The following is a 25,429-nucleotide window of genomic DNA, read 5'->3' on the forward strand; positions in this document are numbered from 1 at the left end:
GTCGGCGACGGCCTCAGCCGAGCGGTACTAATCGCCCGAGCTCTTCACCCGCTCGACGGGCCCGCCGGGATGGTCGGCGGTCGCCGCCGCTCGGGCGCTCCCCACGGGTTCCGGGAGGTCGCGCTACGCGCTGTGCGGCCCTGAGGGCACGCGGGGGCGTAGGTTCCCCGGGCCGGCGGGCGCCGCCCACCGGTCAGCGGCCATGGCAGGGGGGGTACGCCCGGTCCCGTTCCGAACCCGGAAGCTAAGCCCCCGAGCGCCGAGAGTACTGCGGTGTAGACCGTGGGAGGGCAGGGCGCCGCTGACCGGTGGACGGCACCGAGCCGTTCGCTTAACATTAAAGGCTTTTGGTTATCCAAAAGCCTTTTTTTGTATGTAGAGCTCCCAATAATCGTATCCTATATAGTCCAGTAGTTGGCGAGCGCATGGAGGACCTTCCGTGTTTACAGCATTTTTTATCGGGAATATTGCTTCGGGTAAATCGTTGGCGACACGCTATCTTGCTTCTCGCGGTGCATGGCGCATTGATCTGGACGATCTTGCTAAGTCGCTTTACGAGCCCGAGTCCGAGATTGTTAACGATCTCGCCTGCGCGTTTGGCATGCATATTCTCGATGAGGACGGCTGCATCATTACTTCTGAGCTCGCTCGTTCTGCATTTAGCGACTCTGAGCATACTGAACTTCTCAACCAAATCGTTCATCCCCACGTTAAGGAGCGACTTGCGCGCATGCTTGTTCCGCCTTTCTGCTGTGCGGCAAGCGGTCCATCATGCAGCTTGGCGGTAGTTGAGATTTCTGTTCCGAAGTCATTTGTTGATGTATTTGATCTTGCGGATGAAATCGTCGCCATTTCCGCTCCTGAGGAACTGCGCCGCGAACGCGCCCTTTCCCGCGGAATGCAGATTCAGGATTTCGATGCGCGCTCGCAGGCGCAGCCTTCCGAGGACGAGCTCTGCTCCCTTGCCGATTATGTTATTGAAAATGTAGACGATATGGCCGGGCTTCTTTCTGCCATTGATGCATGGGCGGAGCATCACGATATCGCCCTCAAAGAGCCTTCAGATGCTTCATTCCGCTTGCAGGAGATTCAGGATAAGCTGGGAGCTGCTCGTGAGCGCGCTTAGAGCTTTTGGGTGGTTCCGGGTTATTCCGCTTTGCCTCGTCTTGCTTTTCGGGCTCATTTCCTTTGGATATACGAGCGCTCCCTCTTTGCTGCTTCGGCCGTTTTATCCCTTGGAGTATCAGGACTATATCAGCAAAGCGAGTGCTCAATATAGCGTAGATCCGTATCTTGTGGCGGCGGTTATCGAGTGTGAATCGAACTGGGATTCCGAAGCTGAATCCTACCGTGGTGCGCAGGGCCTCATGCAGCTCATGCCCGATACGGCGAGCGATATGGTTCGCTTGGGCCTTGTTGATGGCTCGGAGTATGATCCCGAGGACCTTTCCGATGCCGAGACGAATATCATGTTCGGCTGCGCCTACCTTAGATACCTTATCGACTACTTCAACGGCTCGACTGACTATGCAATCGCTGCCTATAATGCAGGGCTGAGTAACGTTGAGGAATGGGCATCTGCTGCTACAGCGCTTCATAACGCGATTACCTTTCCCGAGACGCAGGCATATCTCATTCGCGTGAAAAACGCCCATAAGCGCTATCAGGAGCTCTATGCTGGCACGTTTGAGGGTATGTGAGTAAAAGGGCCGTATCGTTAAGCTTTGACCCTAATTCGGCGTCGTAACCGCGCGTTTCATCCCGCCGCGCCCAGTATGTGCGGCAACCAGTTTGAGGAGGTCTCATGAGTTCGTTCGAGGTTGAGCGCGTCGGCGGCGAGCTGCGTCGATTTGGGGCTGCGAGCGAACCTGCGCGCTTCGAGGTTGTGAGCCCCTTTGAGCCTTCGGGCGACCAGCCGCAAGCCATCGCCTCGCTCGTAGAGGGCGTGGAGCGCGGGGACCGCTATCAAGTCCTTCTCGGTGTGACTGGTTCGGGAAAGACCTACACCATGGCGAAGACTATCGAAGCGCTGGGCAAGCCGACGCTCGTCATGGCGCCGAATAAGACGCTTGCGGCCCAACTGGCAAGCGAGCTCAAGGAGTTCTTTCCCCATAACGCGGTCGTGTACTTCGTCTCCTATTACGACTATTACCAGCCCGAGGCCTATGTGCCGCAGAGCGATACCTATATCGAAAAGGACGCTTCGATTAACGAGGAGGTCGAGATGCTCCGGCATCAGGCGACCTCCCAGTTGCTCTCTCGCAACGACGTGATCGTGGTTGCCTCGGTGTCGTGCATCTACGGTATTGGCTCGCCCGAGGATTACGCTGGTCTTGCTCCGAACGTCGATAAGCGGGAGCCCCTCGAACGCGACGACTTCATCCATGCGCTCATTGACATCCAATACGACCGCAACGACTTCGATCTGGCTCGAGGCACATTCCGCGTGCGTGGTGACACCGTCGACGTGTTTCCCCCGTATGCGGAGCATCCGCTTCGCTTCGAGTTCTTCGGAGACGAAGTTGAGCTCATTGCCGAGATCGACGAAGTCACCGGCGAGATTCTGCGCGAGTACGACGCTATTCCCGTGTGGCCCGCCTCGCACTACGTGACGGAGAAACCCAAGGTAGCCGCTGCGGTGAAATCGATCGAAACCGAGATGGAGCATCGTGTCGCCGAGCTCAAGGCGGCCGATAAGCTTCTTGAGGCGCAGCGCCTGGAACAGCGCACGAGCTACGATCTTGAGATGCTCGAGACCATGGGCTATTGCAACGGCATCGAGAATTACTCGCGTCACCTCGATGGCCGCAAGCCCGGCGAACCTCCATATACGCTGATCGATTACTTCCCCAAGGACATGATCTGCATCATCGACGAGAGCCATGTTACCGTGCCGCAGATTCGCGGCATGCACGAGGGCGACCGCTCGCGCAAGGTGACGCTCGTGGAGCATGGGTTCCGCTTGCCTTCGGCCCTCGATAACCGGCCGTTGCGCTTCGATGAGTTTGAGGCCCGTGTGCCACAGTTCATCTATGTGAGCGCGACCCCGGGCGACTACGAGCTGCGCGTGAGCCAGAACAACGTGGAGCAGATCATTCGACCTACGGGCCTTCTGGACCCCAAGATCGATGTTCGCCCGGTGCACGGTCAGATTGACGACTTGCTCGATGAAATTCGGGTTCGCACCGCTCGCCATGAGCGCGTACTCGTGACGACGCTCACCAAGCGGATGGCGGAAGACCTTACCGACCACATGCTCGACGCGGGCATTAAGGTGAATTACATGCACTCGGATACGGCGACGATGGACCGTGTCGAGATATTGCGCGACCTTCGCCAGGGGAAGATTGATGTGCTCGTAGGCATTAACCTGTTGCGTGAGGGCCTCGACCTGCCTGAGGTATCGCTCGTGGCCATTTTGGACGCCGACAAGGAGGGGTTCCTTCGCAACCGGCGCTCCCTCATCCAGACCATCGGCCGCGCGGCTCGAAACGCCGATGGCGAAGTCATCATGTATGCCGATACCATTACCGATTCCATGCACGAAGCGATTGACGAGACCAATCGTCGCCGCTCGATTCAGATGGCGTTCAACGAGGAGCATGGAATCAAGCCCAAGACAGTTCGAAAGGCCATCAACGACATCTCGAGTTTTATCGCCGAGGCGGCGGAAAACGTTGGCAAGCGCGACCGGTCGCGCGGTGACTCGCTTGGGCATGGCGAGTTCTTCACGCCATCGGCTGATGGCGCCGGCGCTGAGGAAGCGCCCGGTGTTGCGGCGTCGACGGGACAGCGCTTGGCCGAGGAGCTCGCCGACCTGCCGCGCGATGAGGTGCAGCGCATCGTGGCCACCATGGAGGACGATATGCGGAGCGCTTCCGAAGCGATGGACTTCGAGGAGGCGGCGCGCCTGCGCGACGCGATCGTGCACATCAAGGCAATGCTCGAGGGCGAAAGCGAGGACGCGGTCATGGAGGCGCTGCGCAGGAACGCGCGCAAGGGGAGCGTGTTCGCTTCGGGCCGCAAGCGCCCCGGCGCGCGCTCCAAGATGAAGCACTAGCGCGCGGAGTGCGTCCGGCCTGCGGAGTTTTCGGTGCCGAGCTTCTCGGTGCGCGATTCCGCAGAAATCAGCTTCGCTGATTTCCGGGGATCAGCGTGTCGAGAAGCTCGGTGCCCTTACATCGCGCGGAATTTGGCTTGACGGGCCTCGACAAGGGCGTCGGGCTTAAGGGATGCAAGCTCATCGAGCTCGTGCGTGACCCGGTCGATGATGCGCTCAGCGAGCTCGCGATGGGTGCCGGAGCTCGTGATGGTGCCGTCAACGATGCCAAGCTCAGCGAGGCGAGGCGCGGTGAGCGCGAGAGCCTCTGCGGCGTCGGCGGCGCGATCGGTGGTCTTCCAGAGAATGGACGCACAGCCCTCGGGGCTTACCACGGAATAGGCTGCATTGTCGAGCATGAGCACGCGGTCGGCAACGGCGAGCGCAAGAGCGCCTCCCGAGCCCCCTTCCCCCACGACGATGCTCACGATGGGCGTCTCGAGCTCAGACATGACGACGAGGTTCGAGGCGATGGCTTCGCCCTGTCCGCGCTCTTCGGCGCCGATTCCGCAGTACGCCCCTGCAGTGTCGATAAGGCAGAGGACGGGCCTTCCGAAGCGCTCAGCCTCCTTCATGAGGCGCTGAGCCTTACGGTACCCCTCGGGGTGGGCGGAGCCGAAGTTGCGCGCGACGCGCTCCTTGGTCGATCGACCGCGCTCGGTGCCGATGACGGTGAACACCTGGTCGCCGACCCATGCGATGCCGCCCACGATGGCGGGGTCATCGCTGAAGTACCGGTCTCCGTGGAGCTCGATGAATCCGTCGAAGCCGAGCTCGATAAGCTCGAGGGCGGTGGGGTGTTCCACCGAGCGGGCTGCCTGCACGATATCGTATGCGCTCGGAGCTTCATTGCCGCTACGCCGGCGCTTGCGGCCCGCCTTCTTGAGGAGCGTGTGCGGCTCATGTCGCTCGGGCAGAACGTGCGGAGCATCGGCTGCGGGAATGCGTCCGGCGTGGAGCGCGAGGAGCTCGGAGAGGGTTGCGGGGACGTTCTCGCGCTCGACGATAAGGTCGAGAAAGCCGTGCTCGAGCAGGAATTCTGAACGCTGGAAGCCGGCGGGGAGGCGCTTGTGGGTGGTCTGTTCCACGACGCGCGGCCCTGCGAAGCCGATGAGCGCACCGGGCTCGGCGAGGATGATGTCGCCCTCCATGGCGAAGCTGGCCGTCACGCCGCCCGTGGTTGGATCGGTGAGGAGTACGAGGTAGGGGAGGCCCGTCTTGGCGAAGCGCGCACGCGCTCCCGAGACCTTGGCCATTTGCATAAGCGAGGTGGTGCCTTCCTGCATGCGGGCACCACCGGAGACGGTAATACCTACGACCGGCAGGCGAAGCTCAGCGGCTCGCTCAAAGGTGCGGCAGATCTTCTCGCCCACGACCGAACCCATCGAGCCCATCATGAAGTCGCCATCCATGATGAAGATGGCGCAGGGTTCGCCGCCGATCGTGGCGCGCCCGCAGAGCACGGCATCTTTATCGCCCGTTGAACGCTGGGCGCGCTCGAGCTTCTCGGTATAACCGGGAAATGCGAGGATGTCCGTTGCCTCAAGCTCGGCATCCCACTCTTCGAAGCTGCCGGCATCGACGGTGGCCTCGAGGCGCTTTCTCGCGCCAAGGCGCATGTGGTGGCCGCAGCGCGGGCAGACATCGTGCGATGCCTCAAGCTGCTCGAGGTCGATGATGCGCCGGCAACCAGGGCATTTGACATAGGCACGGCGCTCGGGGAGCTCGATGGGGATGTCCGTCACGGGGCCCTCGAGCTTGTTGATGCCCTTCTGCTTAGTCTTCATAGAGGTGCTCCATCAGGTTCGTGTGATAGATGCCGGAGAGGAACTCAGGGTTCGAGAGGATATCGAGCTGAAGCTCGGTGTTAGCGTCGACGCCGTCGATGATGAGTTCGGTGAGCGCCGAGCGCATCTTGCGGATGGCCTCTTCACGTGTGCCCGCGCGCACGATGAGCTTGCCGAGCATCGAATCGTAGTACGGTGGCACGACGGCGCCGGGATAGAGAGACGAGTCGAATCGCACCCATGGGCCGTTGGGCACATGCATGGAGTGGATGGTGCCGCAGGAGGGGCGGTAGTCGGGCGCGGGGCCCTCCGCGTTGATGCGGCATTCGATGGCATGGGATCGCTTTGCGGGCATGATCTCGTCTTGCGCATAGGGGAACTCGACGCCCGCAGCCACGCGAAGCTGCCACTTAACCAGGTCGATATCGGTTACAAACTCGGTGACGGGGTGCTCGACCTGCAGGCGCGTATTCATCTCCATGAAGTAGAAATTGCCGTCGTCTGCGTATAGGTACTCGATCGTGCCCGCCCCTTCGTAGCCGACTGCGCGCGCCAAATTGCGCGCTGCCTCGTACATGCGCTCGCGGATGTCGTCGCGACCCTCGAGGCACGGCGCGGGGCTTTCCTCCAGGAGCTTCTGGTTTCGGCGCTGCACCGAGCATTCACGCTCGCCAAGCGTGACCACGTTGCCATGGGCGTCGGCGAGCACCTGCACCTCGACATGGTGCGCGGGGGCGACGAACTTCTCCATATAGCATTCCCCGTCGCCGAAGGCGGCCTCGGCTTCGGCGTGGGCTTCGGTAAAAGCTTTGCCGGCGTCTTGCGCGCGCTCGACCTTGCGGATGCCGCGTCCGCCGCCGCCCGCGCGCGCCTTGATGAGAACCGGGCAGCCGATGCGCTCGGCTTCCCGTTCGGCTTCTTCGGCGCTCTTGAGCAGGTTGCAGCCGGGGACGATGGGCACGCCGGCCTCCTTGGCGCAACGGCGCGCGGCATCCTTGTCGCCCATGCGCTCGATTACTTCGGGCGACGGCCCCACGAACACCACGCCGCATTCGCGGCAACGGCGCGCGAACCCTGCGTTCTCGGAAAGAAAGCCGTAGCCGGGATGGATGGCGGTTGCTCCGCTTGCGACGGCGACAGTCAGGATGGCATCTTCGTTAAGGTAGCTATCTTGCGGACGCGGCCCGCCGATGCAATATGCCTCGTCGGCGAGCTGTACATGGAGCGCGTTCGCGTCGGCCGTGGAGTAGACAGCTACGGTTTGGACGCCCATCTCCTTGCACGCGCGGATGACGCGCACCGCGATCTCGCCGCGGTTGGCGATGAGGATCTTCTTGAACATCGATGCCTCCAAAATTGGCAGTTATTTCAACTATGAACGATTGCGCGGATAATATTTTGCCTAGCGATCGGCGCTCAAGCACAAAACTGCAGGAAAGCGCTTCGTGCGGAGGGACTAAGAGGCTTAATTGAGACGTTTGGGGCGTGGCATGGCGGCCTCAATCGTTCATAGTTGAAATAACTGCCACAAAATTGTGGATTTTCGAAAAAAGTGCGTTGAGGGCAGGCGGGATGAGCGGATGCCTGGCGGCGAAGGTTGCTCCAGGCGCCATCTCGCCCGCCCGCAGCGTATCCGGGCGCTATTCTGCGGGCATGAGGGCGAAAGACATCTCGGCCGTCACGCAGAGCGCATCGCCGACGCGTGCCTCGCCGCTCGCAAAGTAGAAGGGGCCCCGGTGCCGCGTAATCTGGCACGTGAGCTCCACGGTGTCCCCAGGGCGCACGGGGTGCTTGAAGCGAACCTTATCGAGACTCGTGTAGAACGGTGTCACATTTTCCTGTCCGGAAAGGCCATCACCCATGAGCACGCAGCAGTTCTGGGCGAGCATCTCGCAGAGGATCACGCCGGGAACGACGGGGTTGCCGGGGAAATGGCCCTGAACGAAAAACTCGTCGCCCGTGATGGTGATTCGTCCGTGAGCGACGCCGTCGACAACCTCGGCTTCATCAAGCAGAAGCATCGGCTCGCGATGGGGGAGAATCTTCTTGAGCTCGTCGCGCTTCATCTACGCCTCACCGCCTGGGACGATCTTCATGATGCAGGAGCCGAATTCCACGAGGTCCCCGTCCTGGACGCAGATCTCGGAAATGGTACCGTCGGCTTCTGCAACGACCTCGTTCATGAGCTTCATGGCCTCGATGATGCAGAGCGTGTCGCCGACGTGGACCGTGGAGCCCACGCTGACAAACGGGTCGGCGCCGGGTGAGGGAGCTGCATAGAATACGCCGACCATCGGGGCCTCGACGGAGATGGTGCTAGTGGCGGTAGGGGCCGGTGCGGTTTCGGCAGCAGGTGCCGGCGCCTCGGTTGGCGCGATGATCGCTGGGGCAGCGGGGGCAGCCGCGGGGGTCGCTGCGGCGGCCATGGGCGCGGCGACCGGGACGGCGATGGCTTCGGGCGCCGGGGCGGTCATGCGCTCCAGCTCGACCACGCGTCCGTCTTCCTCTGAGAGACGCACGCGCGTAAGGCCATGGTCCTCCATGAGCGCGGCGACCTCGTTGAGCTTCTTTGAATCGATGTGCATGGTTAGTCCTCGTATGCTTTGAACGCCAGAGCCGCGTTGTGCCCGCCGAACCCGAGGTTCGTGGAGAGCGCCCAACGCACCTGTGCCGAAACGGCCTGGTTGGGGGTGTAATCGAGGTCGCACTCGGGGTCGGCCTCGGCGTAGTGGATCGTGGGAGGGATGATTCCCTCGGTGAGCGCGCCGACGCAGGCGATGGCCTCGACGGCCCCCGTCGCGCCGAGCATGTGCCCGGTCATGGATTTGGTGGAAGAGATGTGCGCCGCGCGGGCTGCCTCCTCGCCGAGCGCAAGTTTGAAGCCACGCGTCTCGGACGCATCGTTCAGCTTGGTGGAGGTGCCGTGGGCGTTGATGTAAAGGCCCTCGGCGGCGTCGAGCCCGGTGCCCTCCATAGCCTCGACGATGGCGCGCGTGATGCCGCGCGACTCGGGGTCGGGGCTCGTGATGTGGTATCCGTCGCAGGTGTTGCCGTAGCCCACGACCTCGGCCAGAATCTTGGCTCCGCGCGCGCGGGCGTGCTCGAGCTCCTCGAGCACGACGATGCCTGCACCCTCGCCCATCACGAAGCCGTCGCGGCCTGCGTCGAACGGGCGGCACGCCGTCTCGGGGTCGGGATTCTTGGTCAGCGCTTTGGCGTTCGTGAAACCGGCCACGGCTTCGGGCACGAGCGCTCCCTCGGAGCCACCGGCAACGATGGCGTCGGCGTAGCCGTGTTTGATGGCGCGGAACGCCTCGCCGATCGTGTGCGCCGAGGTGGCACAGGCGGTCACCACGGGCAGGGTGGGGCCGTAGAGCTTCTGCCGGATGGCGATTTCGCCGGCTGCCATGTTCGCGATCATCATGGGAATCATGAAGGGCGAGACGCGGCGTGCGCCGCGGGCGCGCATGACGTCGACATTGTCGGTGTAGGACTTCATGCCTCCGATGCCCGAACCAACGTAGACGCCCACGCGGTCGCGATCGCAGGAGCCCTCGGCGTCAAGACCGGCTTGCGCGATGGCTTCGTCGGCGGCGACGAGTGCGTACTGGACGAAGAGATCCATGTGGCGCGTGTTGCATCCGAGTCGCTCGGCGCAATCGAGGTCCTTGACCTCTCCGGCTACCTTGACCTTGAAGTCGGTCGTGTCGAATCGCGTGATGGCGCCGATGCCGTTCTTTCCAGCGATGAAGGCGTCCCAGGTCTCGGTGGCGCTGTTGCCGACGGGCGTGACCGCGCCCATGCCGGTGACGACCACTCTGTGTTCCATGTTCAAACTCCTCTTAGGCGTGCGTGGGACAAAGCGTCAGACTCGTTCGCCGCAAGCTCGTTTCGCCTGCTTCCGGGCGGTTGGGCGAGACGGGGCAAGCGAGCCTGACACCTTGTCCCGTCTGTTGGCGCGCTACATCGCCATGCCGCCGTCGCAGCGGATGACCTCACCGGTGATGTAGGCTGCGGCATCGCTCGCCAGGAAGCCCACGAGCGCGGCGATCTCCTCGGGGCTCGCGAGCCTGCCGAGTGGAATCTGCTGCTCGTATGCCGTGCGGGCAGCCTCGGGAAGGGCGGCGGTCATATCGGTCTCAACGAATCCGGGCGCAACAGCGTTAACCGTGACGTTTCGCCCGGCGAGCTCGCGGGCGACGGATTTGGTGAGGCCGATGAGGCCTGCTTTGGAGGCGGCGTAGTTTACCTGGCCCGCATTGCCCATGAGCCCCACAACGGAGCTCATGTTGATGATGCGGCCGCCGCGCTGGCGCATGAACTGCCGCGTGAGGGCGCGCACCAGGTGATAGGCGCCTTTGAGATTGACGTCGATAACGCGCTCGAAGTCGTCTTCCTTCATGCGGGCCAAGAGCGTGTCGCGCGTGACGCCGGCGTTGTTGACGAGCGCCCACACGCCGCCGAAGTCGGCGATGACCTGCTTGACGGTGGCATCGACCTCCTCGGCGGAGGCGACATCGCAGCGATAGGCGCGGGCAGCCTGCCCGAGTTCCTCCACGGCGGCGACGGTGGCCTGGGCGGCTTCCTCATTGCCGGCGTAGACCACAGCGATGCCCATGCCGGCGCGGGCGAGTTCGAGGCAGATGGCGCGGCCGATGCCGCGCGAACCGCCCGTCACGAGCGCTACTCGGCGCGCGTCGGCGGATGCAGTGGTTTCGGTGGCAGCCATCTTATGCCTCCTTCGCGTCGGTCATGCCGAGCGCCTCGAGTACGGCGTCGAGCTGCTCGGGCGTCTCGCAGGTAAGCGCAGTCGCGCCTTTGAGGGTGCGCTTCACGAGGCCGGTGAGCGTTTTGCCCGGGCCCACCTCAATGAAGGTGTCGATGCCGCGGCTCTCGAGCTCGCGCAGGGTGCGGACCCATTGCACGGGGTGAGACACCTGCTCGGCAAGGAGCGCGGCGCGCGCCGTAGTATCCTCGGCGGTGTCGCCCGCGGGGTAGGCCTCGGCGGTGCGGTTTGCGATGACGGGCACCTGCGGTGCAGCCGGGGCATGGCCCTCGGCGAGGTAGGCGGCCAGGTTCTCGGACGCCTCGGCCATATACGGGCTGTGGAACGCTCCAGAGACGGCGACGGGCATCGAGCGGCCCTTGGCGTCGCGCACAAGGGCGTCGAGCTGCTCGAGCGCCTCGGGCGAGCCGGCAACCACGGTCTGCTGCGGGCTGTTGTAGTTCACGGGCCATGCTTCGCCCGCCTGCTGGGCGAGTTCCTCCACCGTCTCTGCATCGAGCTTCAGTATGGCCCGCATGGCACCGGGGTGCGCCTCGGCGGCAGCGGCCATGAGCTCAGCGCGGTGGCATACGAGCGCGAAGCCTTCGGCGTCGGTATAGGAGCCGGCGAAGGTGAGCGCAGCTACCTCGCCGAGCGAGAAGCCGGCAACGGCGGCCGGCGCCACGCCATGCGCTTCGAGCGCGCGGGCGCAGGCGAGGTCGGCGGCGAAGACGCATGGCTGGGTGTTCGCCGTGTCGTTGAGCTCCTCCTGGGTGCCCTCGAAGCACTGGGCGCTCGTGCCGGGACGCGCGGCGTCCGCCGTCTCGAAGACGGCGCGGGCGGCGGGCTCGCGCTCGGCAAGCTCCATGCACATGCCGGGGTGCTGTGCGCCCTGGCCCGCGAACAGGAATGCTACCTGACCCATGCGGGAGCCTCCTTCAGGAGCTTTTCGGCGCCGTTCACAAGGTCGTCCACGATCTCGGCAGCGCTCTGGCGCTCGTGCACCATGCCGGCGATCTGGCCGCACATGAACGAGCCCTCCTCGTAGTTGCCGTCCTTGGCGGCCTTGCGCAGCGCGCCCGCCCCCATCTGCTCAAGCTCTTCAACGGGGGCCCCTTCGTTCTCCTTCTTGGCGAAGGTGGTGGTGAAGGGGGTCTTGAGGCAGCGGACGGCGTGCCCGGTACGACGGCCGGTCACGATGGTCGAGATGTCCTTGGCCTTGAGCACGCGCTCCTTGTACTCCTCGGAGACGGTGCACTCGTTGGCCACGAGGAAGCGCGTGCCCACCTGGACGCCCTGGGCGCCCAGCATAAGGGCCGCCGCCATACCGCGTCCGTCGCCGATTCCGCCGGCAGCAATGACGGGGATCTTCACGGCGTCAACGACCTGTGGGACGAGTGCCATCGTCGAGGCATCGCCCACGTGGCCGCCGGACTCGCCGCCCTCGGCCACGACGGCCGTGGCTCCGGCGCGCTCGACCATGCGGGCCAGGCCCACCGAGGCGCAGACCGGTACGACCTTGATCCCTGCGGCCACCCAAGCCTTCATGTACTTGGTGGGGTTGCCGGCACCGGTGACCACGACGGGCACCTGCTCGTCGATGACCACTTGGGCCACCTCGTCGGCAAACGGGCTGATGAGCATCACGTTCACGCCGAAGGGCTTATCGGTCTTGGCGCGAAGCTCGTGGATCTCGTTGCGGAGCCATTCGGCGTTCGCGTTCATGGCAGCGATGATTCCCAGGCCGCCCGCCTCGGAGACGGCAGAGGCAAGGCTCGCGTCGGCGATCCAGGCCATACCGCCTTGGAAGACGGGCTTTTCGATGCCCAGAAGGTCGCAGATGGGGGTGTGGAGCATGTTAGTTCTCCATGAGGGACTCGACGAGCTCGACGAACTCGCCCACGGTCTCCGGGTTGGAGTCGGTCTCGATCTCGATGTCGAACTCGTCTTCGCAGGCGATGACGGCCTCGACGGTGGCGAGGGAATCGAGGCCCGCGTCGGCGAGCTTGGTCTCGGGGGTGAGCTCCATGTCGGCGGTGCCGCCGTTGTCGCGGATGATGTCGCAGATGCGCTCGAAGGTGGTGGACTCAGCCATGGTGTACTCCTTTACGGTTGGTATCTTCCCGGCGCCCGTTGCGCCGTGGACAACAAGGGTGGTGCACGAAATGAGACAGTTGTACCGGGTCAATCTGTCTCATCCGTCTCATAGAACGCGGTCAGCTCCAGCGCATAAGGCAGGAGCCGGTGTCGAGCCCGGCGCCAAAGCCCACGAGGGCGATGAGCTCGCCCTGTTTGAGCTCGCCGTTGCGGGCGAGGGTGTCGATGGTATAGGGGATGCAGGCGCTCGAGATGTTTCCCGTGTGCGCGAGCGTGCGCGCAACCTTGGTGTCGTCGAGTCCGAGCCGCGCGCTCGCTGCCGCGAGGATGCGCTCGTTGGCCTGGTGAAAGATGAAGTGGTCGATTGCAGAGACCTCGATGCCCGCCTGTTCGCAGAGGCCGTTCACGGCGTCGCAGATGGTGGTGACGCCGAATTTGAACACCTGCTGCCCCTTCATGGTGAGGGAGCAGGCCTGGGCCGTTGCGCCAGCCGAGCGCGCGCCGTTCCCGTCGCGGGTCTCGTCGAACGGAGAGTTCCCCGTGACGCCGGGTACGGCGAGGGCGGTGAGATTCGGCTTGCATGCCAGGTTGATCGCGAGCGGGCTCTCGCCGCCCGCCTCCACGACGCACGCCGCCGCACCGTCGCCGAAGAGCACGCAGGTAGCGCGATCTGACCAATCGAGGATGCGTGACATCTTCTCGGCCGAGACGATAAGGGCGCGCTGGCTGCGCCCGCGAACAAAGAAGCCGTCTGCGATATCGAGCGCGAAGACGAAGCCGGCGCATGCGGCAGACACGTCGAAGGCGGGGCAGTCCACGCCGAGGCCCTCGGCGATGGCGCAGGCTTCGGCGGGCATGAGATGATCGCCGGAGGTCGTCGAGCACACGATGAGGTCGATGTCGGCGGCGGTGATCCCGGCCGCATCGAGCGCGCGCCGGCATGCGGCGATCGCAAGCTCGTCAAGGGTCTCCGTGGTGCAGATGCGACGCTCGCGGATGCCTGTACGGGCGGCAATCCATTCGTCTGAGGTGTCGAGAAAGCTCGAAAGCTCATCGTTGGTGACGGATCGCTGCGGCAGCGCCGAGCCCGTTCCGGTGATGTGGAAGGCCATGATCCTCCATGCTCGCGGTGCAATTCGAAGCAAGCGATGTCACGCCTGCTTATTGACGAAACGTTAATTAACGTCAACCGCTATAATGCTAGCGAAGAATCGCCTCGCACGGGGGCGCTCAGGGCGAAATTTGCGCTTCGCGGCGCTCTATTCCACGGGATGTTCACGTTTGACAAATGGTCAACGTACGCGCTCTAGCAGGTCATTTGCAGATGCTCGGCGGCATGATTCCGGGGCTGTTGCCTAGCGTGCGGCGGCTTTCTGGCTAAGCTTCGCCAGTACGGCGTCGGCGCAGCGGAGCCCGTCGGTCGCAGCGCTCATGATGCCGCCGGCGTAGCCCGCGCCCTCGCCACAAGGGTAGAGCCCGGGCGCGTCGAGTGCTGCGCAACTGCGGTCGCGCGCTACGGTTACGGGCGAGCTCGAGCGCGATTCGACGCCCGTGAGCACGGCGTCGGCCACGTTGAATCCCTTGAGCTTGCGGTCGAGCGCCGGGATGCCCAGGCACAGCGTCTCGATGACGTGTGCGGGCAGCGTGCTGTCGAGCTCGGTCCATGTGACTCCGAGCGGGTAGGTGGGGGCGACCGCACCCGGCCCTTCGCTTGGACGGCGCTTCAGGAAATCTCCGACGAGCTGCGCGGGGGCACGGAAGCTGCCCCCGCCGAGCTCGTAAGCGCGCTGCTCGCAGGCGCGTTGGAGCGCCACGGCGGCAAGCGGGTCGGCGCCGGGAAGGTCCTGCGGGGTGATGTTTACCAGAAGGGCCGAGTTGGCGTTCTTTCCGTCGCGGGCGTAGAGGCTCGCGCCGTTCGTAACCACGCCCCCCGGTTCCGATGCTGCGGCAACAACCTGGCCACCGGGGCACATGCAAAACGAGAACAGGCTCCGCCCGTTGGGCAGATGGGCGACAAGCTTGTAGGGCGCGGCTCCGAGCGCGCGGTGCCCGGCCGCCGGCCCGTATTGCGCGCGGTCGATTGCGCTCTGCAGGTGCTCGATGCGCACGCCCATGGCGAACGTTTTGCGCTGGACGGCGAAGCCGCGGTGCAGGAGAAGCTCGAACACGTCGCGGGCGGAGTGCCCGCAGGCGAGGATGAGCTGGTCGCACGGTATGCGCTCGCTGCGAGCGCTTTCCTGGCGCGAGGTCGCCCTATCTGCCTCGGGGTGCTTAAGCGAGAGGGGGTCAAAGCCACCCGCTCCGCCTTCCACGACGATGGCCGTGATGGCGCCCGCTGCGGGGCGCTCGCGCTCGATGTCGACGAGCTTCGTGCGGAAGCGCACCTCGCCTCCGAGCGCGCGGATGCGCTCGACGATTCGCGTGACCACGGTGGGGAGGATGTCCGAGCCCACGTGCGGCTTGGCGTCCCAGAGAATCTCGCGGGGAGCACCGGCTTCAACGAGCGTCTCGAGGATGTAGCGATGAGCGGCGTTCTTCGTGCCCGTGTTGAGCTTTCCGTCGGAAAACGTGCCGGCACCGCCGAGCCCGAACTGAATGTTGCTCTCGGGATCGAGCGTTGCGGTTTGGTTGAAGCGCTCGATGGCCTGGGTTCGCCTGGTTGCATCGTCGCCCCGTTCGATGAGGAGGGGCTCCAGGCCCGCCTCGGCGAGCCTGAGCGCGGCGAAGAGACCGGCACAGCCGGCGCCTACGACGACGGGACGCGCTCCGGGCAGGGTCGAGATGTGCGGCACGGAAACGCTCGGGTCCGGCGAGACGATGCGAACGCGGCGGCGGTCGCGCTCGGGCACGCGGGCGAGCATCGCGTGCTCATCGACTCCTTCGGCGAATCGTATGCGCACCGTGAGCACGATGTGCACGTCAGATTTGCGCCTGGCGTCGATGGAGCGGCGCCGGAGCTCGATGTGGGCGAAGTAGTGGGGGAGGCAGGTGAAGAGGCGCACGGCATCGATGAGGCCTACGGCGAGGCAGCTCTGCTCGGCGGCTCCCTGCGCGAGGGTCGCGCGAATGTCAGAGATCTCGATCATGGGCTCAGCGCCTCCATTCATTTCGTCGCAAACTCGTAGGGGCGGCATGCAGGCGAGGTGCCCGCACGGCGAGGGCGTGGCAGCCTATGGTCTCGTTGCACGCGCAGCGGACCTGCCGGCGCGTGCCCCGGAAATCCAAGCCCATGCTAGATTGTACCCTCCGCAATCCGCGTCCATATCAAGGGCCTCTCCGCAGGCGAAGAGCGTGCCGGCTGCTGCGGCGTTGCTCGGGTGCGTCACCGAGAGCGTAGAGAGGTCGGTCGCGCTGAAGGGGATTCCCCCGCGCTTAACCTGGGCGACGCCCGTCTCGGTGCGCCCGTTAGCGCGAAAGCCCAGGTGCTTGGCTGCGCGGGCGCAACCCTCGCGGGTGCCGGTGCCCAGCAAGATGACCGCCCTCCCGAGCGCGGGGGCGAGCATGCCGTCGAACCAGCGGTAAGCGCGCGGGCCCATGTCTCCGACCACGCGCTCTCGCATGCGGAAGGCATCGGCAAGAGCCGGTTCGGGCGTATCGGGAAACAGGTCGACCTCGATGCGGTCGCCCGTCTCGACTCGGCGCGAAAGGTTGAAGGTAACCACGCCCGAAAGGCCGTACGAGCGGAAGAGCACCTCGCCTCGTTCCCGCCAAACGAGCTCGCCGTCACGCAAGAGCGAAAGCTCGGCCTCGGCCCTGAGGCCGTCGAGGCGCGCGAGAAGGTCGGCGCCAGCACGCCCCCGGTCGTCGAGCGGCGTGCAGGAAACGGGGCAGAGTACGGGAGATTCCTCAAGGTGAGGCAGGTCGAAGAGCTGGCAGACGCCCTCGCTCGAGCCGCCGGGGGCAAGCACGACCGTTCGCGCGAACAGGGCGTGGGAGCGCTTGGGTGCAACGGAGAGCGCCTTGCGGAGCGCGCGGAGCTCGGCCTTGGCATCGCGCGCTCGGTGGGCGCGCAGCAGCCGCGTGGGCGCGAGGACGTCGAGCTTCCATGCGCCGCGTTCGGCCGTCGCCGCTCCCCGGGGCTCTTGCACCGCGCTGCTCTCCCTCCATGTCGCGCGCACGGGCTCGCAGCAGCAGATGAGCTCGACGCCCGAACGCTCGCATGCGGCGAGGAGCGCATCGCGCACCGATTCCGCGCGCTTGCTCATGGGGAAGAGGAGGTTTCCCTCGCGGCAGGTTGCCAGGCCGATCGAATGGAACCATGCGGAGAGGTCTTCTTCGGGCGTGGCGCCCATCACGGTGCGAGCCACCTCGGGGTGCCGATAATGGCCCGGATGCAGCAAGGTATTCGAGAGGTTGCAGCGTCCGTTGCCGGTAGAGAGGATGGGGAGGCCGCAGGCCACATCGCGTTCCACGACAGCCGTCCGCGCCCCCGCGCGGGCAGCGGAGAGGGCGGCGGCGAGGCCGGATGCCCCACCGCCGATCACGATGACGTCATATGGCTCAACTTCGGTACGCGGCATGCTGCTCCTGGTCGTCATGGTTGGGGAATGGGCGAGGGCCCTTGTCGCTCGACTTCGCATCGATGCGGCGGGCGGGCGAGGCAAAGGCGCCTGCCATGAATGCCGAATACCGGCAGGGGCGGAGTGTTCCGTTTGGTGTTCGCGGCTACACGGTCGGCTCTTCGTCTGCGGTTACGCCTCTGGCTCGGCGGGCTCGGCATCTGCGTCCGTGCGCACCTCGACCGCTTCGCAAACGGCGAGCGCCTCAGGAAGAAGCCCCATGGGCAGTGCGGATTCGATGGTGCCGTCGTCGCAGGCGGCTGCGAGCGCGGGGTCGATGGGAAGGCGGCCGAGGACCTTGAGTCCATAGCCCGCCGCCACCTCGTCGAGGTTGCTCTGCCCGAAGACCTCGATCTTACGGCCGCAATCCGGGCAGGTGATATAGCTCATGTTCTCGATGATGCCGAGGATCGGCACGTGCATCTTCTCGGCCATGTTCACGGCTTTGGCGACGATCATGGAGACGAGGTCCTGCGGGCTCGTGACTACGACGATGCCGTCGACCGGAAGCGATTGGAACACGGTGAGCGCAACATCGCCCGTGCCCGGAGGCATGTCAACAAGGAGGTAGTCGAGCGGGCCCCAGGAGGTATCGCTCCAGAACTGGCGGATGGCACCCGCGATGACGGGCCCGCGCCAGAGCACCGGGTCGGTCTCGCGCTCGAGCAGGAGGTTCGAAGACATGACCTTGATGCCGGTGGCGGATATCTCGGGAAGGAGAAGCTTGCCGAGGCCGCTCGCCCGCTTGCCGCTCATGCCCATCATCTTGGGGATGGAGGGGCCGGTGATGTCGGCGTCGAGGATGCCGACCGTGTGCCCGCGGCGGCTCAGTTCGATGGCGAGCGCCCCGGTTACGAACGACTTGCCCACGCCTCCCTTGCCCGAAAGCACGGCGATGACGTGCTTCACCTCGGAAAGGCTGTTCTCCTCGAATTGCGTGGGAGCAGTCTGGCCGCCGGCGGCGGCTGCATGCTCGCAAGAAGCCATGGGACGTCCTTTCATGTAGAGCCCGGCTGCGGGCCGGGCGAACGTTTGGTATGCCCGTATTGTACCCATCATGCACGTGCCGAACGGCGCTCACTGAACGTCGTCGTTTCTCACCATGACGTTCGGATGGATAATGCACAGATGCTGGGTGATTTCGGCATGAAAATGCGCATTGTCCGTCCGTGAGACAGTTTGACCCGGCACAGCTGTCTCATGTGTGGCAGGCTCCCCTGGCGCCGCTGCCGCGTTTTCGGAGGGGTGTCATGCTGGGTATTCCTCGAGCGTGATGCCTTCCTCGTAGATGGCGGTTGCGGCCTCCTCTCCCACGTAGCGGTAGTGCCAGGGTTCGTGCGAGATGCCGGTGATCGACGACTTCTCCGGCGGATAGCGCTGTATGAAGCCGTATTCGTGCGCATGCTCGGCGAGCCAGTCGTACATGCCCGCGTCACCGTTCTCGTCGTTGATGTCCACGGCGAGGCCAAGCTCGTGTTCGCTCGTGCCGGGTAGCGCGACCCAGTCGAGCACTGCATCGCGGGCGCGTTCCGGCGAGAGGCCCTCGGCTTCGTAGTCTTTGATGCGGTTGTCGAGAATCGCCTGTTGCGTTTCGCGCGTGCGATAGCCCGACCTTACGAAGGGGTGGTAGCCGGCGGCGGTGCAGGCATCGAGCATCTGGGCGAGGGGATCGGCGATGCGCGCGTCTACGGTCTCGCCGCCGGGCATCTTGGCCGTCTGGATGGAGAAGTCATCGGGCAAGGGGTGCGTACTGTTGACGAGGACGAGGTACCAGGGCTGCTCGCCTGTGGCTGCTTGCGGAGCGATGGTGCTTGCGGGCGCGCCGGCGAGTGAGCCGATGCCGTGCGCCGCCAGCGCAATGGCCCCGATGAAGAGCGCTAGGGAGAGAAGGGCGGGAAGACGCCTGCGTGGCATGCGTGTCATGGTCAGATCCTTTCTGGCCCGCGGTCCATTCCGGTCATTTTGGGACGGGTACAAAATGAACCACGGCTGTCAAACGGCTGGGCTGATGTGCTCAACCGTACGCGCTCGCCTCCTTGGCCTTCCTATAGCGAATCCTTACCTTTGCCCGATCAAACCTTATGCAAACCTTATCTCTCGGCGTCGGCCCGCGCGCCGCGTGCCCGTGCTGATACCATCGAGGCATGGAGGTTTCGCAGAACATACTCGTGGTGGACGACGACCCCATGATCGTCGAGCTTGTGGCCGACACCCTCGGCACGGCGGGAATGCGCGTGGTGCCTTGCACAAACTCGCTCGAGGCACTCGGCATCCTCGACCGGGGCGGCATCGATTTGGTCATTCTCGATGTCATGATGCCGGGGATCGATGGCTTCGAGCTTTGTTGCCGGCTGCGGGGGCGCTCGCGCGTGCCGGTGATCTTCCTTTCCGCCAAGGGCGAGGAGGCCGATAAGGTCGTGGGCCTCATGAGCGGGGCGGACGACTACGTGACCAAGCCGTTCCTTCCGCGCGAGCTCGTTGCGCGGGTGAAGTCGTGCCTGCGCCGCGCGTCGTATGCGGCAGAGGATGCGGCTGGCGCGCGCGAGGCCCTGCTTGCCTGTCGCGGCCTCGAGGTCGACCGGGCGGGGCATGTTGCGAGGCTTCATGGCGAGGATCTCGCGCTCACGCCGAAGGAGTTCGACGTGCTCGCGCTCTTGCTCGCGGCGGGCGGTAGGCCCGTTTCGACGCGCGACCTCTACGAGGCGGTGTGGGGCGAGTGCTACCTTGCGGCGAGTGCGAACTCAGTGATGGTGCATATTCGGCATCTGCGCGCCAAGCTTGCCGAAATCGACTCCGACCAGGTGTTTATCGAGACGGTGTGGGGTGTGGGCTATAAGATCGCGCCGTAGGGGCGCCGGCCGCTGGCGAGAGGCGGAGAGGGGCCGCGCCACCCGGCAGTGTGCCGGGCCCAGCGCCAGTGAGGAGGCCTTATGAAAACCATGCAGGGAATCGAGTACCGAAGGCGGGCCGTGGCGGGCGCATTCGCGCGCATGGCCGCTTATACGCTTGCGTTCGTGCTGCTCGTTGCTGCGGCGCGCGTGCTCGCGTGGCCGACCCTTGCGGGATGGATAGCCGACGCGACCTCGGTGTGGATTGAGGTTCCGGCCGATTCCGTCGACCTCTACCGCATGCTCGGTTATCAGGAGGGCTCGCTGGTCAACGGCAACCCGCAGTTCCGCGATCTGGCGGACTACCGGTTCGTGACGGGCATCATCAAGGGGCCGGTGCTCTGGTTGGTCTACGCGATAGGTCTCGCAGCGGTGGGGCTCTGGTGCGCCGCGCGCTCGGCGCACGGGGTCGATGCGCTCATGGCGGCGCTCGAGCAGGCGGCTGCGGGCGGGAAGCCGGAGCTTCCGGGCGGATTCGATGGCGCCCGCGCTGCGTTCGCGCGCCTTGCCGAGCGCGAGCAGGCGCAGGCGCGTGCGGCAACCTATGCCGAGGCCCGCAAAAACGAGCTCGTGGCGTATCTTGCTCATGACATCAAGACGCCCTTGACCTCGGTCGTAGGCTACCTGGCGTTGCTTGCCGAGGAGCCTGGGCTGCCGGCGGCTCGTCGCGAGCGCTACGCGCGCTCGGCGCTCGAGAAGGCGCAGCGCCTCGACGGCATGATGGACGAGTTCTTCGAGATTACCCGCTACAACTTGGGCGCCATTCCCATCGAGCGCGAAACCACAGATGTGGCGCTTTTGGTGGAGCAGGTGGCGGACGAGCTCTATCCAGCGGCAATGGAGCGCGGCGTTCGTATCGAGGTGGAGGTCCCGGAGGGCCTGAGCGCGTTCATCGACCCTGAGAAGATGGCGCGCGTGATGGGGAACCTCCTCAAGAACGGGATCGCCTACGCCGAAGCGGGCACGGCGGTCGTGTGCCGCGCGCGTGTGGATGAGGCCGCGGGCGATGCCACCGCTGCAAGCGAGGGCGGTGCGGCAGGCGATGTTATTGCTGCCGGCGGGTCCAACGCGGCGGGCAGGGGCAGCGCGGCGGGCGATGCCGCCGTGGAGGGAGCGCGGCTCGTGCTCACGGTCGAGGATACCGGCAAGGAAATCTCGGCAGCGCATCTCGACCGCATCTTCGATAAGTTCTACCGCGAAGATGGGGCGCGGAGCGGCAAGGGCGCTGGGCTCGGGCTGGCCATCGCACGCGAGATTATCGAGGGCCATGGCGGCGCCATCGATGCCTCGAGCGAGCGCGGCGTCACCACCTTTACCGTCCGCGTGCCCGCGTAGCGTCACCCTTGCCCCGTTTTTAACGTTCGCCGCTGCTATATCGAGATTCGGGCATAAAATCTAAGAAAAGAGGGGGTATAAAAATATTTTTCTACGATTTCCTGCCCGAAAATGAAGTGAGACAGTTTGACCCGGCACAACTGTCTCATTGCGGGGTAGGGGCGGGGCGAGCGGGCGCAATCCATCCCGTGCGGAAACTGCATCGAACAAGGCTTGGACAAACCGTGACGCCCGCACAACGCGAACAGGCGTGCGCTGCCGTGCGCTAGAATCGGAGGCTGCGAAACACAGAACGGGGGAGCACATGTCCGATTCATCTATCGTCATCCGCGGCGCCCGCGAACATAATCTCGAGAACGTCGATGTCGAGATTCCGCGCGACAAGCTCGTCGTGATCACGGGGCTTTCGGGTTCGGGCAAATCGAGCCTCGCATTCGACACCATCTATGCCGAGGGCCAACGCCGCTACGTGGAGAGCCTTTCCAGTTACGCGCGCCAGTTCCTGGGGCAGATGGACAAGCCGGACCTCGATTCCATCGATGGCCTGAGCCCGGCCGTGTCCATCGATCAGAAGACCACCTCTAAGAATCCGCGCTCCACGGTGGGTACAGTCACGGAGATCTACGACTACCTGCGCCTGCTCTTCGCGCGCATCGGTACGCCGCACTGCCCCGAATGCGGTCGCGAAATCGAGCGCCAGACCACCGACCAGGTAGCGGACAAGATTCTGGAACAGGGCATGGGGCGGCGCGCCTTCATGCTCGCGCCCGTGGTGACCGACCGCAAGGGTGAGTTCGCCAAGCTCCTCGAAGACCTGCGCGGCGAAGGCTTCTCACGCGTGCGCATCGACGGCGAGGTCCGCTCCCTCGACGACCCCATCGAACTCGATAAGAAGTTCCGGCATACCATCGAGGTCGTGGTCGACCGCATCGTGATCCGCGAGGGGAGCACGGGGCGCATTGCCGAGGCTGTCGAGCAGGCTACGGCGCTCGCCCACGGCCGCGTGGGGGTCTACCTGCTGCCCGATCGCGACGCTCCGGAAGGCACGGAGGGCGAGCTCCTCATGTACTCCCTTGCGCTCGCGTGCCCGGAACATGGGCATTCCATCGACGACCTGCAGCCGCGCGATTTCTCGTTCAACGCCCCCTATGGCGCTTGCCCCGAGTGCGACGGTCTCGGTTTCAAGAAAGTCGTGGACGCCGAGGCGCTTATCGAGGATCCGAGCCTTTCCATCGAGGAGGGGGTGTTCGGAAGCTTCTTCGGCAAGTCGAACTATTACCCTCAAATCTTCCGTGCGCTCGCCAAGCACCTCAAGGTCGACCCCTCCACGCCTTGGCGCGACCTGCCGAAGCGCGTGCAGAAGGTGTTCCTCGACGGCCTGGGCGACAAGAAGATGCGCGTGGACTATCACACGCAGGACGGCCGCGATACGCATTGGTTCACCAAGTATTCCGGTGTGCGCAACATCCTCTACGAGCGCTATGTCGAGACCACGAACGAGAACACCAGGGCGCGGCTCGAGCGCTACATCCGCGAGGAGCCCTGCTCGGCCTGCCACGGCGCGCGCCTGCGCCCGGAGATGCTCGCCGTCACGGTAGGGGGAAAGTCGATCTTTGATGTCTGCTGTCTCTCGTGTCGCGAGTCGCTCGCGTTCTTCGAAGGGCTCGAGCTCACCGAGCGCCAGCAGTTCATCGGCGGGCGCATCGTGAAGGAGATTCTCGAGCGCCTACGCTTCCTGGTGGACGTGGGCCTCGATTACCTCACGCTTGACCGCGCTTCCGCCACGCTCTCCGGTGGCGAGGCGCAGCGCATCCGCCTTGCCACGCAGATCGGTGCCGGTCTCATGGGTGTCCTGTACATTCTGGATGAGCCCTCGATCGGCTTGCATCAACGAGACAACGAGCGGCTCATCGGAACGCTTGAGCGCCTTCGCGACCTAGGCAATACCGTCATCGTGGTCGAGCACGACGAGGATACCATCCGCGCTGCGGATTTCGTGATCGATATGGGCCCCGGGGCGGGAGAGCACGGTGGCGAGGTCGTGTGCGCGGGTACCCCGGAGGAGATCATGGCGTGCCCCCGCTCGCTCACCGGCGCCTACCTTACGGGCCGGAGCATGATTCGCCTGCCGGAGCAGCGGCGCAAACCCAAGCGCGGCTGCCTTAAGATCACCGGGGCGAGCGCCAACAACCTCAAGAACGTGACGGCGAAGATCGAGTTCGGCACCTTCACCGTGGTGACGGGCGTTTCGGGCTCGGGCAAGAGCTCGCTTGTTACCGATACGCTGGCGCCGGCGCTCACCAATGCCATCCATCATTCCACGCGCCTTGTGGGGCCGTACAAGAAGCTCGAGGGGCTCGACCAGATCGATAAGGTCATCGATATCGACCAATCGCCCATCGGGCGCACGCCGCGCTCCAACCCTGCCACCTATATTGGGCTCTGGGACGACCTGCGGGCGCTCTTCGCGAGCGTTCCGGAGTCTAAGGCGCGCGGCTACAGCCCCGGGCGCTTCAGCTTCAACGTGCCGGGAGGCCGCTGCGAGGCCTGCAAGGGCGACGGCCAGATCAAGATCGAGATGCACTTCCTGCCGGACATCTATGTGCCCTGCGAAGTCTGCGGGGGCAAGCGCTATAACCGCGAGACGCTCGAGGTGACCTACCGCGGCAAATCCATCTCGGACGTGCTCGATATGAGCGTGACCGAGGCGCTCGCGTTCTTTGGCAACATTCCGCAGATCAAGCGAAAGCTGCAGACGCTCTACGATGTGGGCTTGGGCTACGTGCGCTTGGGGCAGCCCGCAACGACGCTCTCCGGCGGCGAGGCACAGCGCGTGAAGCTCGCCAAGGAGCTGCACCGCCGCCAGACCGGCAAGACGTTCTACATCTTGGATGAGCCCACCACGGGCCTGCATTTCGAGGACGTGCGGCAGCTTGTAGACGTGTTGCAGCGGCTCGTGGACGCGGGCAACACGGTGCTCGTGATCGAGCACAACCTCGACGTGATCAAGGTGGCCGACCGCATTATCGACCTCGGCCCCGAGGGCGGTTCTGGCGGCGGCACCATCGTGGTGAGCGGCACGCCCGAGCAGGTGGCCGCCTGTCCTGAGAGCTACACGGGCCGGTTCCTCGCTCCCATCTTGGAGCGCGATAGGAAGCGGCAATCGTGATCCATTTTGGGACGGGGTCATTTTGGGTCATTTGAATCGTGCGGTTCTGCGCATTCCGGCGTAGGAACGCTGTTTTGCGGAGAGTCTGCGCTTCGTTCTGTTGTTGACGATTCGCGGCGCAGAACCGAGCGAGCGCGCAATACGACCCCACTCCAAATCGCACGCTCAAGGTAAAATTCCCTCTGTCCTAATTTTGCATGGAGGGGAGAGCAGGGCGTGGCCAAGCGCGAGAAGCTTCAGAAGACGAACGCGATGCGCGAGCTGGAGCGTGCCGGTATCGCGTTCGACGTGCGCACGTACGAGGTCGATGAGAACGACCTCTCCGGCGTGCACGTAGCCGAGCAGTTGGGCGAGGAGCCGGGCCAGGGCTTCAAGACGCTCGTGTGCGAGACGGCGTCGGGCGGGCACGCGGTCTGCTGCATTCCCGTGGCGGAAGAGCTCGACCTCAAGGCGGCGGCACGCGCGCTCGGTGAGAAGTCGCTCGTCATGATGCACGTTCGCGACCTCGTGCCGGTGACCGGCTATATGCGCGGCGGCTGTTCGCCCGTGGGCATGAAGAAGCGGTTTCCCACGGTCATCGACGAGACCTGCGAGCTGTGGGATCAGATCTTCATTTCGGGCGGGCGGCGCGGTATCCAGCTCGTGATCGCTCCCGCCGACCTCGTGAGCTTCGTCGGCGCGACGGTGGCGGCCATCACGCGGTAGGGCGCGGCGAGCGCGCTCGCGGCCG

21 protein-coding genes and 1 rRNA gene are annotated in these 25,429 nt (G+C 64.6%); 8 read left to right on the forward strand and 14 right to left on the reverse strand.

Annotation, left to right across the window (positions count from 1 at the left end; all coding sequences use genetic code 11):
- Nucleotides 1-192: 192 nt before the first annotated feature.
- From rrf to uvrB, 4 genes are all read left to right on the forward strand, one after another.
- Nucleotides 193-307, forward strand: a 5S ribosomal RNA gene (gene rrf, locus GJE22_RS02410).
- Between the two features lie 132 nt (nt 308-439).
- Complete coding sequence (coaE, locus tag GJE22_RS02415) at nt 440-1,126, forward strand: dephospho-CoA kinase (protein ID WP_144687662.1); 687 nt, start codon at nt 440-442, stop codon at nt 1,124-1,126.
- Nucleotides 1,113-1,700 (forward strand): lytic transglycosylase domain-containing protein, encoded by a 588-nt coding sequence (locus GJE22_RS02420; RefSeq protein WP_235895752.1) that lies wholly within the window; start codon nt 1,113-1,115, stop codon nt 1,698-1,700. Before coaE ends, GJE22_RS02420 begins: the two co-directional genes overlap by 14 nt.
- A 104-nt stretch (nt 1,701-1,804) precedes the next feature.
- Nucleotides 1,805-4,060 carry an excinuclease ABC subunit UvrB gene (gene uvrB / locus GJE22_RS02425; RefSeq protein ID WP_144687664.1) on the forward strand — a complete coding sequence of 752 codons (2,256 nt, stop codon included), beginning with the start codon at nt 1,805-1,807 and terminating at the stop codon, nt 4,058-4,060.
- Between the two features lie 116 nt (nt 4,061-4,176).
- Here the strand turns inward: uvrB and accD are convergent, their stop codons facing one another.
- The 14 genes from accD to GJE22_RS02495 form a co-directional block, all read right to left on the reverse strand.
- Nucleotides 4,177-5,886 carry an acetyl-CoA carboxylase, carboxyltransferase subunit beta gene (gene accD / locus GJE22_RS02430; RefSeq protein ID WP_144687665.1) on the reverse strand — a complete coding sequence of 570 codons (1,710 nt, stop codon included), beginning with the start codon at nt 5,884-5,886 and terminating at the stop codon, nt 4,177-4,179.
- Nucleotides 5,876-7,228 (reverse strand): acetyl-CoA carboxylase biotin carboxylase subunit, encoded by a 1,353-nt coding sequence (locus GJE22_RS02435; RefSeq protein WP_144687666.1) that lies wholly within the window; start codon nt 7,226-7,228, stop codon nt 5,876-5,878. Before GJE22_RS02435 ends, accD begins: the two co-directional genes overlap by 11 nt.
- Nucleotides 7,229-7,526: 298 nt before the next feature.
- Nucleotides 7,527-7,952 (reverse strand): 3-hydroxyacyl-ACP dehydratase FabZ family protein, encoded by a 426-nt coding sequence (locus tag GJE22_RS02440; protein ID WP_019128658.1) that lies wholly within the window; start codon nt 7,950-7,952, stop codon nt 7,527-7,529.
- On the reverse strand, nt 7,953-8,471 hold the full coding sequence (accB, locus tag GJE22_RS02445; RefSeq protein WP_144687667.1) for an acetyl-CoA carboxylase biotin carboxyl carrier protein: 519 nt from the start codon (nt 8,469-8,471) through the stop codon (nt 7,953-7,955).
- A 2-nt stretch (nt 8,472-8,473) separates the two neighbouring features.
- Complete coding sequence (gene fabF, locus GJE22_RS02450; RefSeq protein ID WP_019128656.1) at nt 8,474-9,715, reverse strand: beta-ketoacyl-ACP synthase II; 1,242 nt, start codon at nt 9,713-9,715, stop codon at nt 8,474-8,476.
- A 132-nt stretch (nt 9,716-9,847) separates the two neighbouring features.
- Nucleotides 9,848-10,615 carry a 3-oxoacyl-[acyl-carrier-protein] reductase gene (fabG, locus tag GJE22_RS02455; protein ID WP_144687668.1) on the reverse strand — a complete coding sequence of 256 codons (768 nt, stop codon included), beginning with the start codon at nt 10,613-10,615 and terminating at the stop codon, nt 9,848-9,850.
- Nucleotide 10,616: 1 nt separating this feature from the next.
- The gene (locus tag GJE22_RS02460) at nt 10,617-11,576 is read right to left on the reverse strand and encodes an ACP S-malonyltransferase (RefSeq protein WP_144687669.1); all 960 of its coding nucleotides are present in this window, start codon (nt 11,574-11,576) and stop codon (nt 10,617-10,619) included.
- Complete coding sequence (fabK, locus tag GJE22_RS02465) at nt 11,564-12,508, reverse strand: enoyl-[acyl-carrier-protein] reductase FabK (protein ID WP_144687670.1); 945 nt, start codon at nt 12,506-12,508, stop codon at nt 11,564-11,566. Before fabK ends, GJE22_RS02460 begins: the two co-directional genes overlap by 13 nt.
- 1 nt (nt 12,509) lies before the next feature.
- The gene (locus GJE22_RS02470; RefSeq protein ID WP_019128652.1) at nt 12,510-12,746 is read right to left on the reverse strand and encodes an acyl carrier protein; all 237 of its coding nucleotides are present in this window, start codon (nt 12,744-12,746) and stop codon (nt 12,510-12,512) included.
- A 121-nt stretch (nt 12,747-12,867) separates the two neighbouring features.
- On the reverse strand, nt 12,868-13,860 hold the full coding sequence (locus tag GJE22_RS02475) for a beta-ketoacyl-ACP synthase III (RefSeq protein ID WP_144687671.1): 993 nt from the start codon (nt 13,858-13,860) through the stop codon (nt 12,868-12,870).
- A 243-nt stretch (nt 13,861-14,103) separates the two neighbouring features.
- Nucleotides 14,104-15,834, reverse strand: coding sequence for an NAD(P)/FAD-dependent oxidoreductase (locus GJE22_RS02480; protein ID WP_144687672.1), 1,731 nt, complete (start codon nt 15,832-15,834; stop codon nt 14,104-14,106).
- Between the two features lie 84 nt (nt 15,835-15,918).
- On the reverse strand, nt 15,919-17,268 hold the full coding sequence (locus GJE22_RS02485; protein ID WP_144687673.1) for an FAD-dependent oxidoreductase: 1,350 nt from the start codon (nt 17,266-17,268) through the stop codon (nt 15,919-15,921).
- Nucleotides 17,269-17,439: 171 nt separating this feature from the next.
- A complete protein-coding gene (locus GJE22_RS02490; RefSeq protein ID WP_144687674.1) occupies nt 17,440-18,294 on the reverse strand; it encodes an Mrp/NBP35 family ATP-binding protein in 855 nt (284 codons plus the stop codon).
- A 261-nt stretch (nt 18,295-18,555) separates the two neighbouring features.
- Complete coding sequence (locus GJE22_RS02495) at nt 18,556-19,230, reverse strand: M15 family metallopeptidase (protein ID WP_235895753.1); 675 nt, start codon at nt 19,228-19,230, stop codon at nt 18,556-18,558.
- A 221-nt stretch (nt 19,231-19,451) separates the two neighbouring features.
- On the opposite strand from GJE22_RS02495, the gene GJE22_RS02500 reads away from it, so the two are divergent.
- From GJE22_RS02500 to ybaK, 4 genes are all read left to right on the forward strand, one after another.
- On the forward strand, nt 19,452-20,156 hold the full coding sequence (locus GJE22_RS02500; RefSeq protein ID WP_144687675.1) for a response regulator transcription factor: 705 nt from the start codon (nt 19,452-19,454) through the stop codon (nt 20,154-20,156).
- 459 nt (nt 20,157-20,615) lie between these two features.
- Complete coding sequence (locus GJE22_RS02505; RefSeq protein ID WP_407923525.1) at nt 20,616-21,530, forward strand: sensor histidine kinase; 915 nt, start codon at nt 20,616-20,618, stop codon at nt 21,528-21,530.
- A 304-nt stretch (nt 21,531-21,834) separates the two neighbouring features.
- Nucleotides 21,835-24,699, forward strand: coding sequence for an excinuclease ABC subunit UvrA (gene uvrA / locus GJE22_RS02510; RefSeq protein WP_144687677.1), 2,865 nt, complete (start codon nt 21,835-21,837; stop codon nt 24,697-24,699).
- Between the two features lie 216 nt (nt 24,700-24,915).
- On the forward strand, nt 24,916-25,404 hold the full coding sequence (gene ybaK / locus GJE22_RS02515; RefSeq protein ID WP_022348675.1) for a Cys-tRNA(Pro) deacylase: 489 nt from the start codon (nt 24,916-24,918) through the stop codon (nt 25,402-25,404).
- Nucleotides 25,405-25,429: the final 25 nt, after the last annotated feature.

Source organism: Enorma shizhengliae, assembly GCF_009676995.1.
Lineage (GTDB): Bacteria > Actinomycetota > Coriobacteriia > Coriobacteriales > Coriobacteriaceae > Enorma > Enorma massiliensis.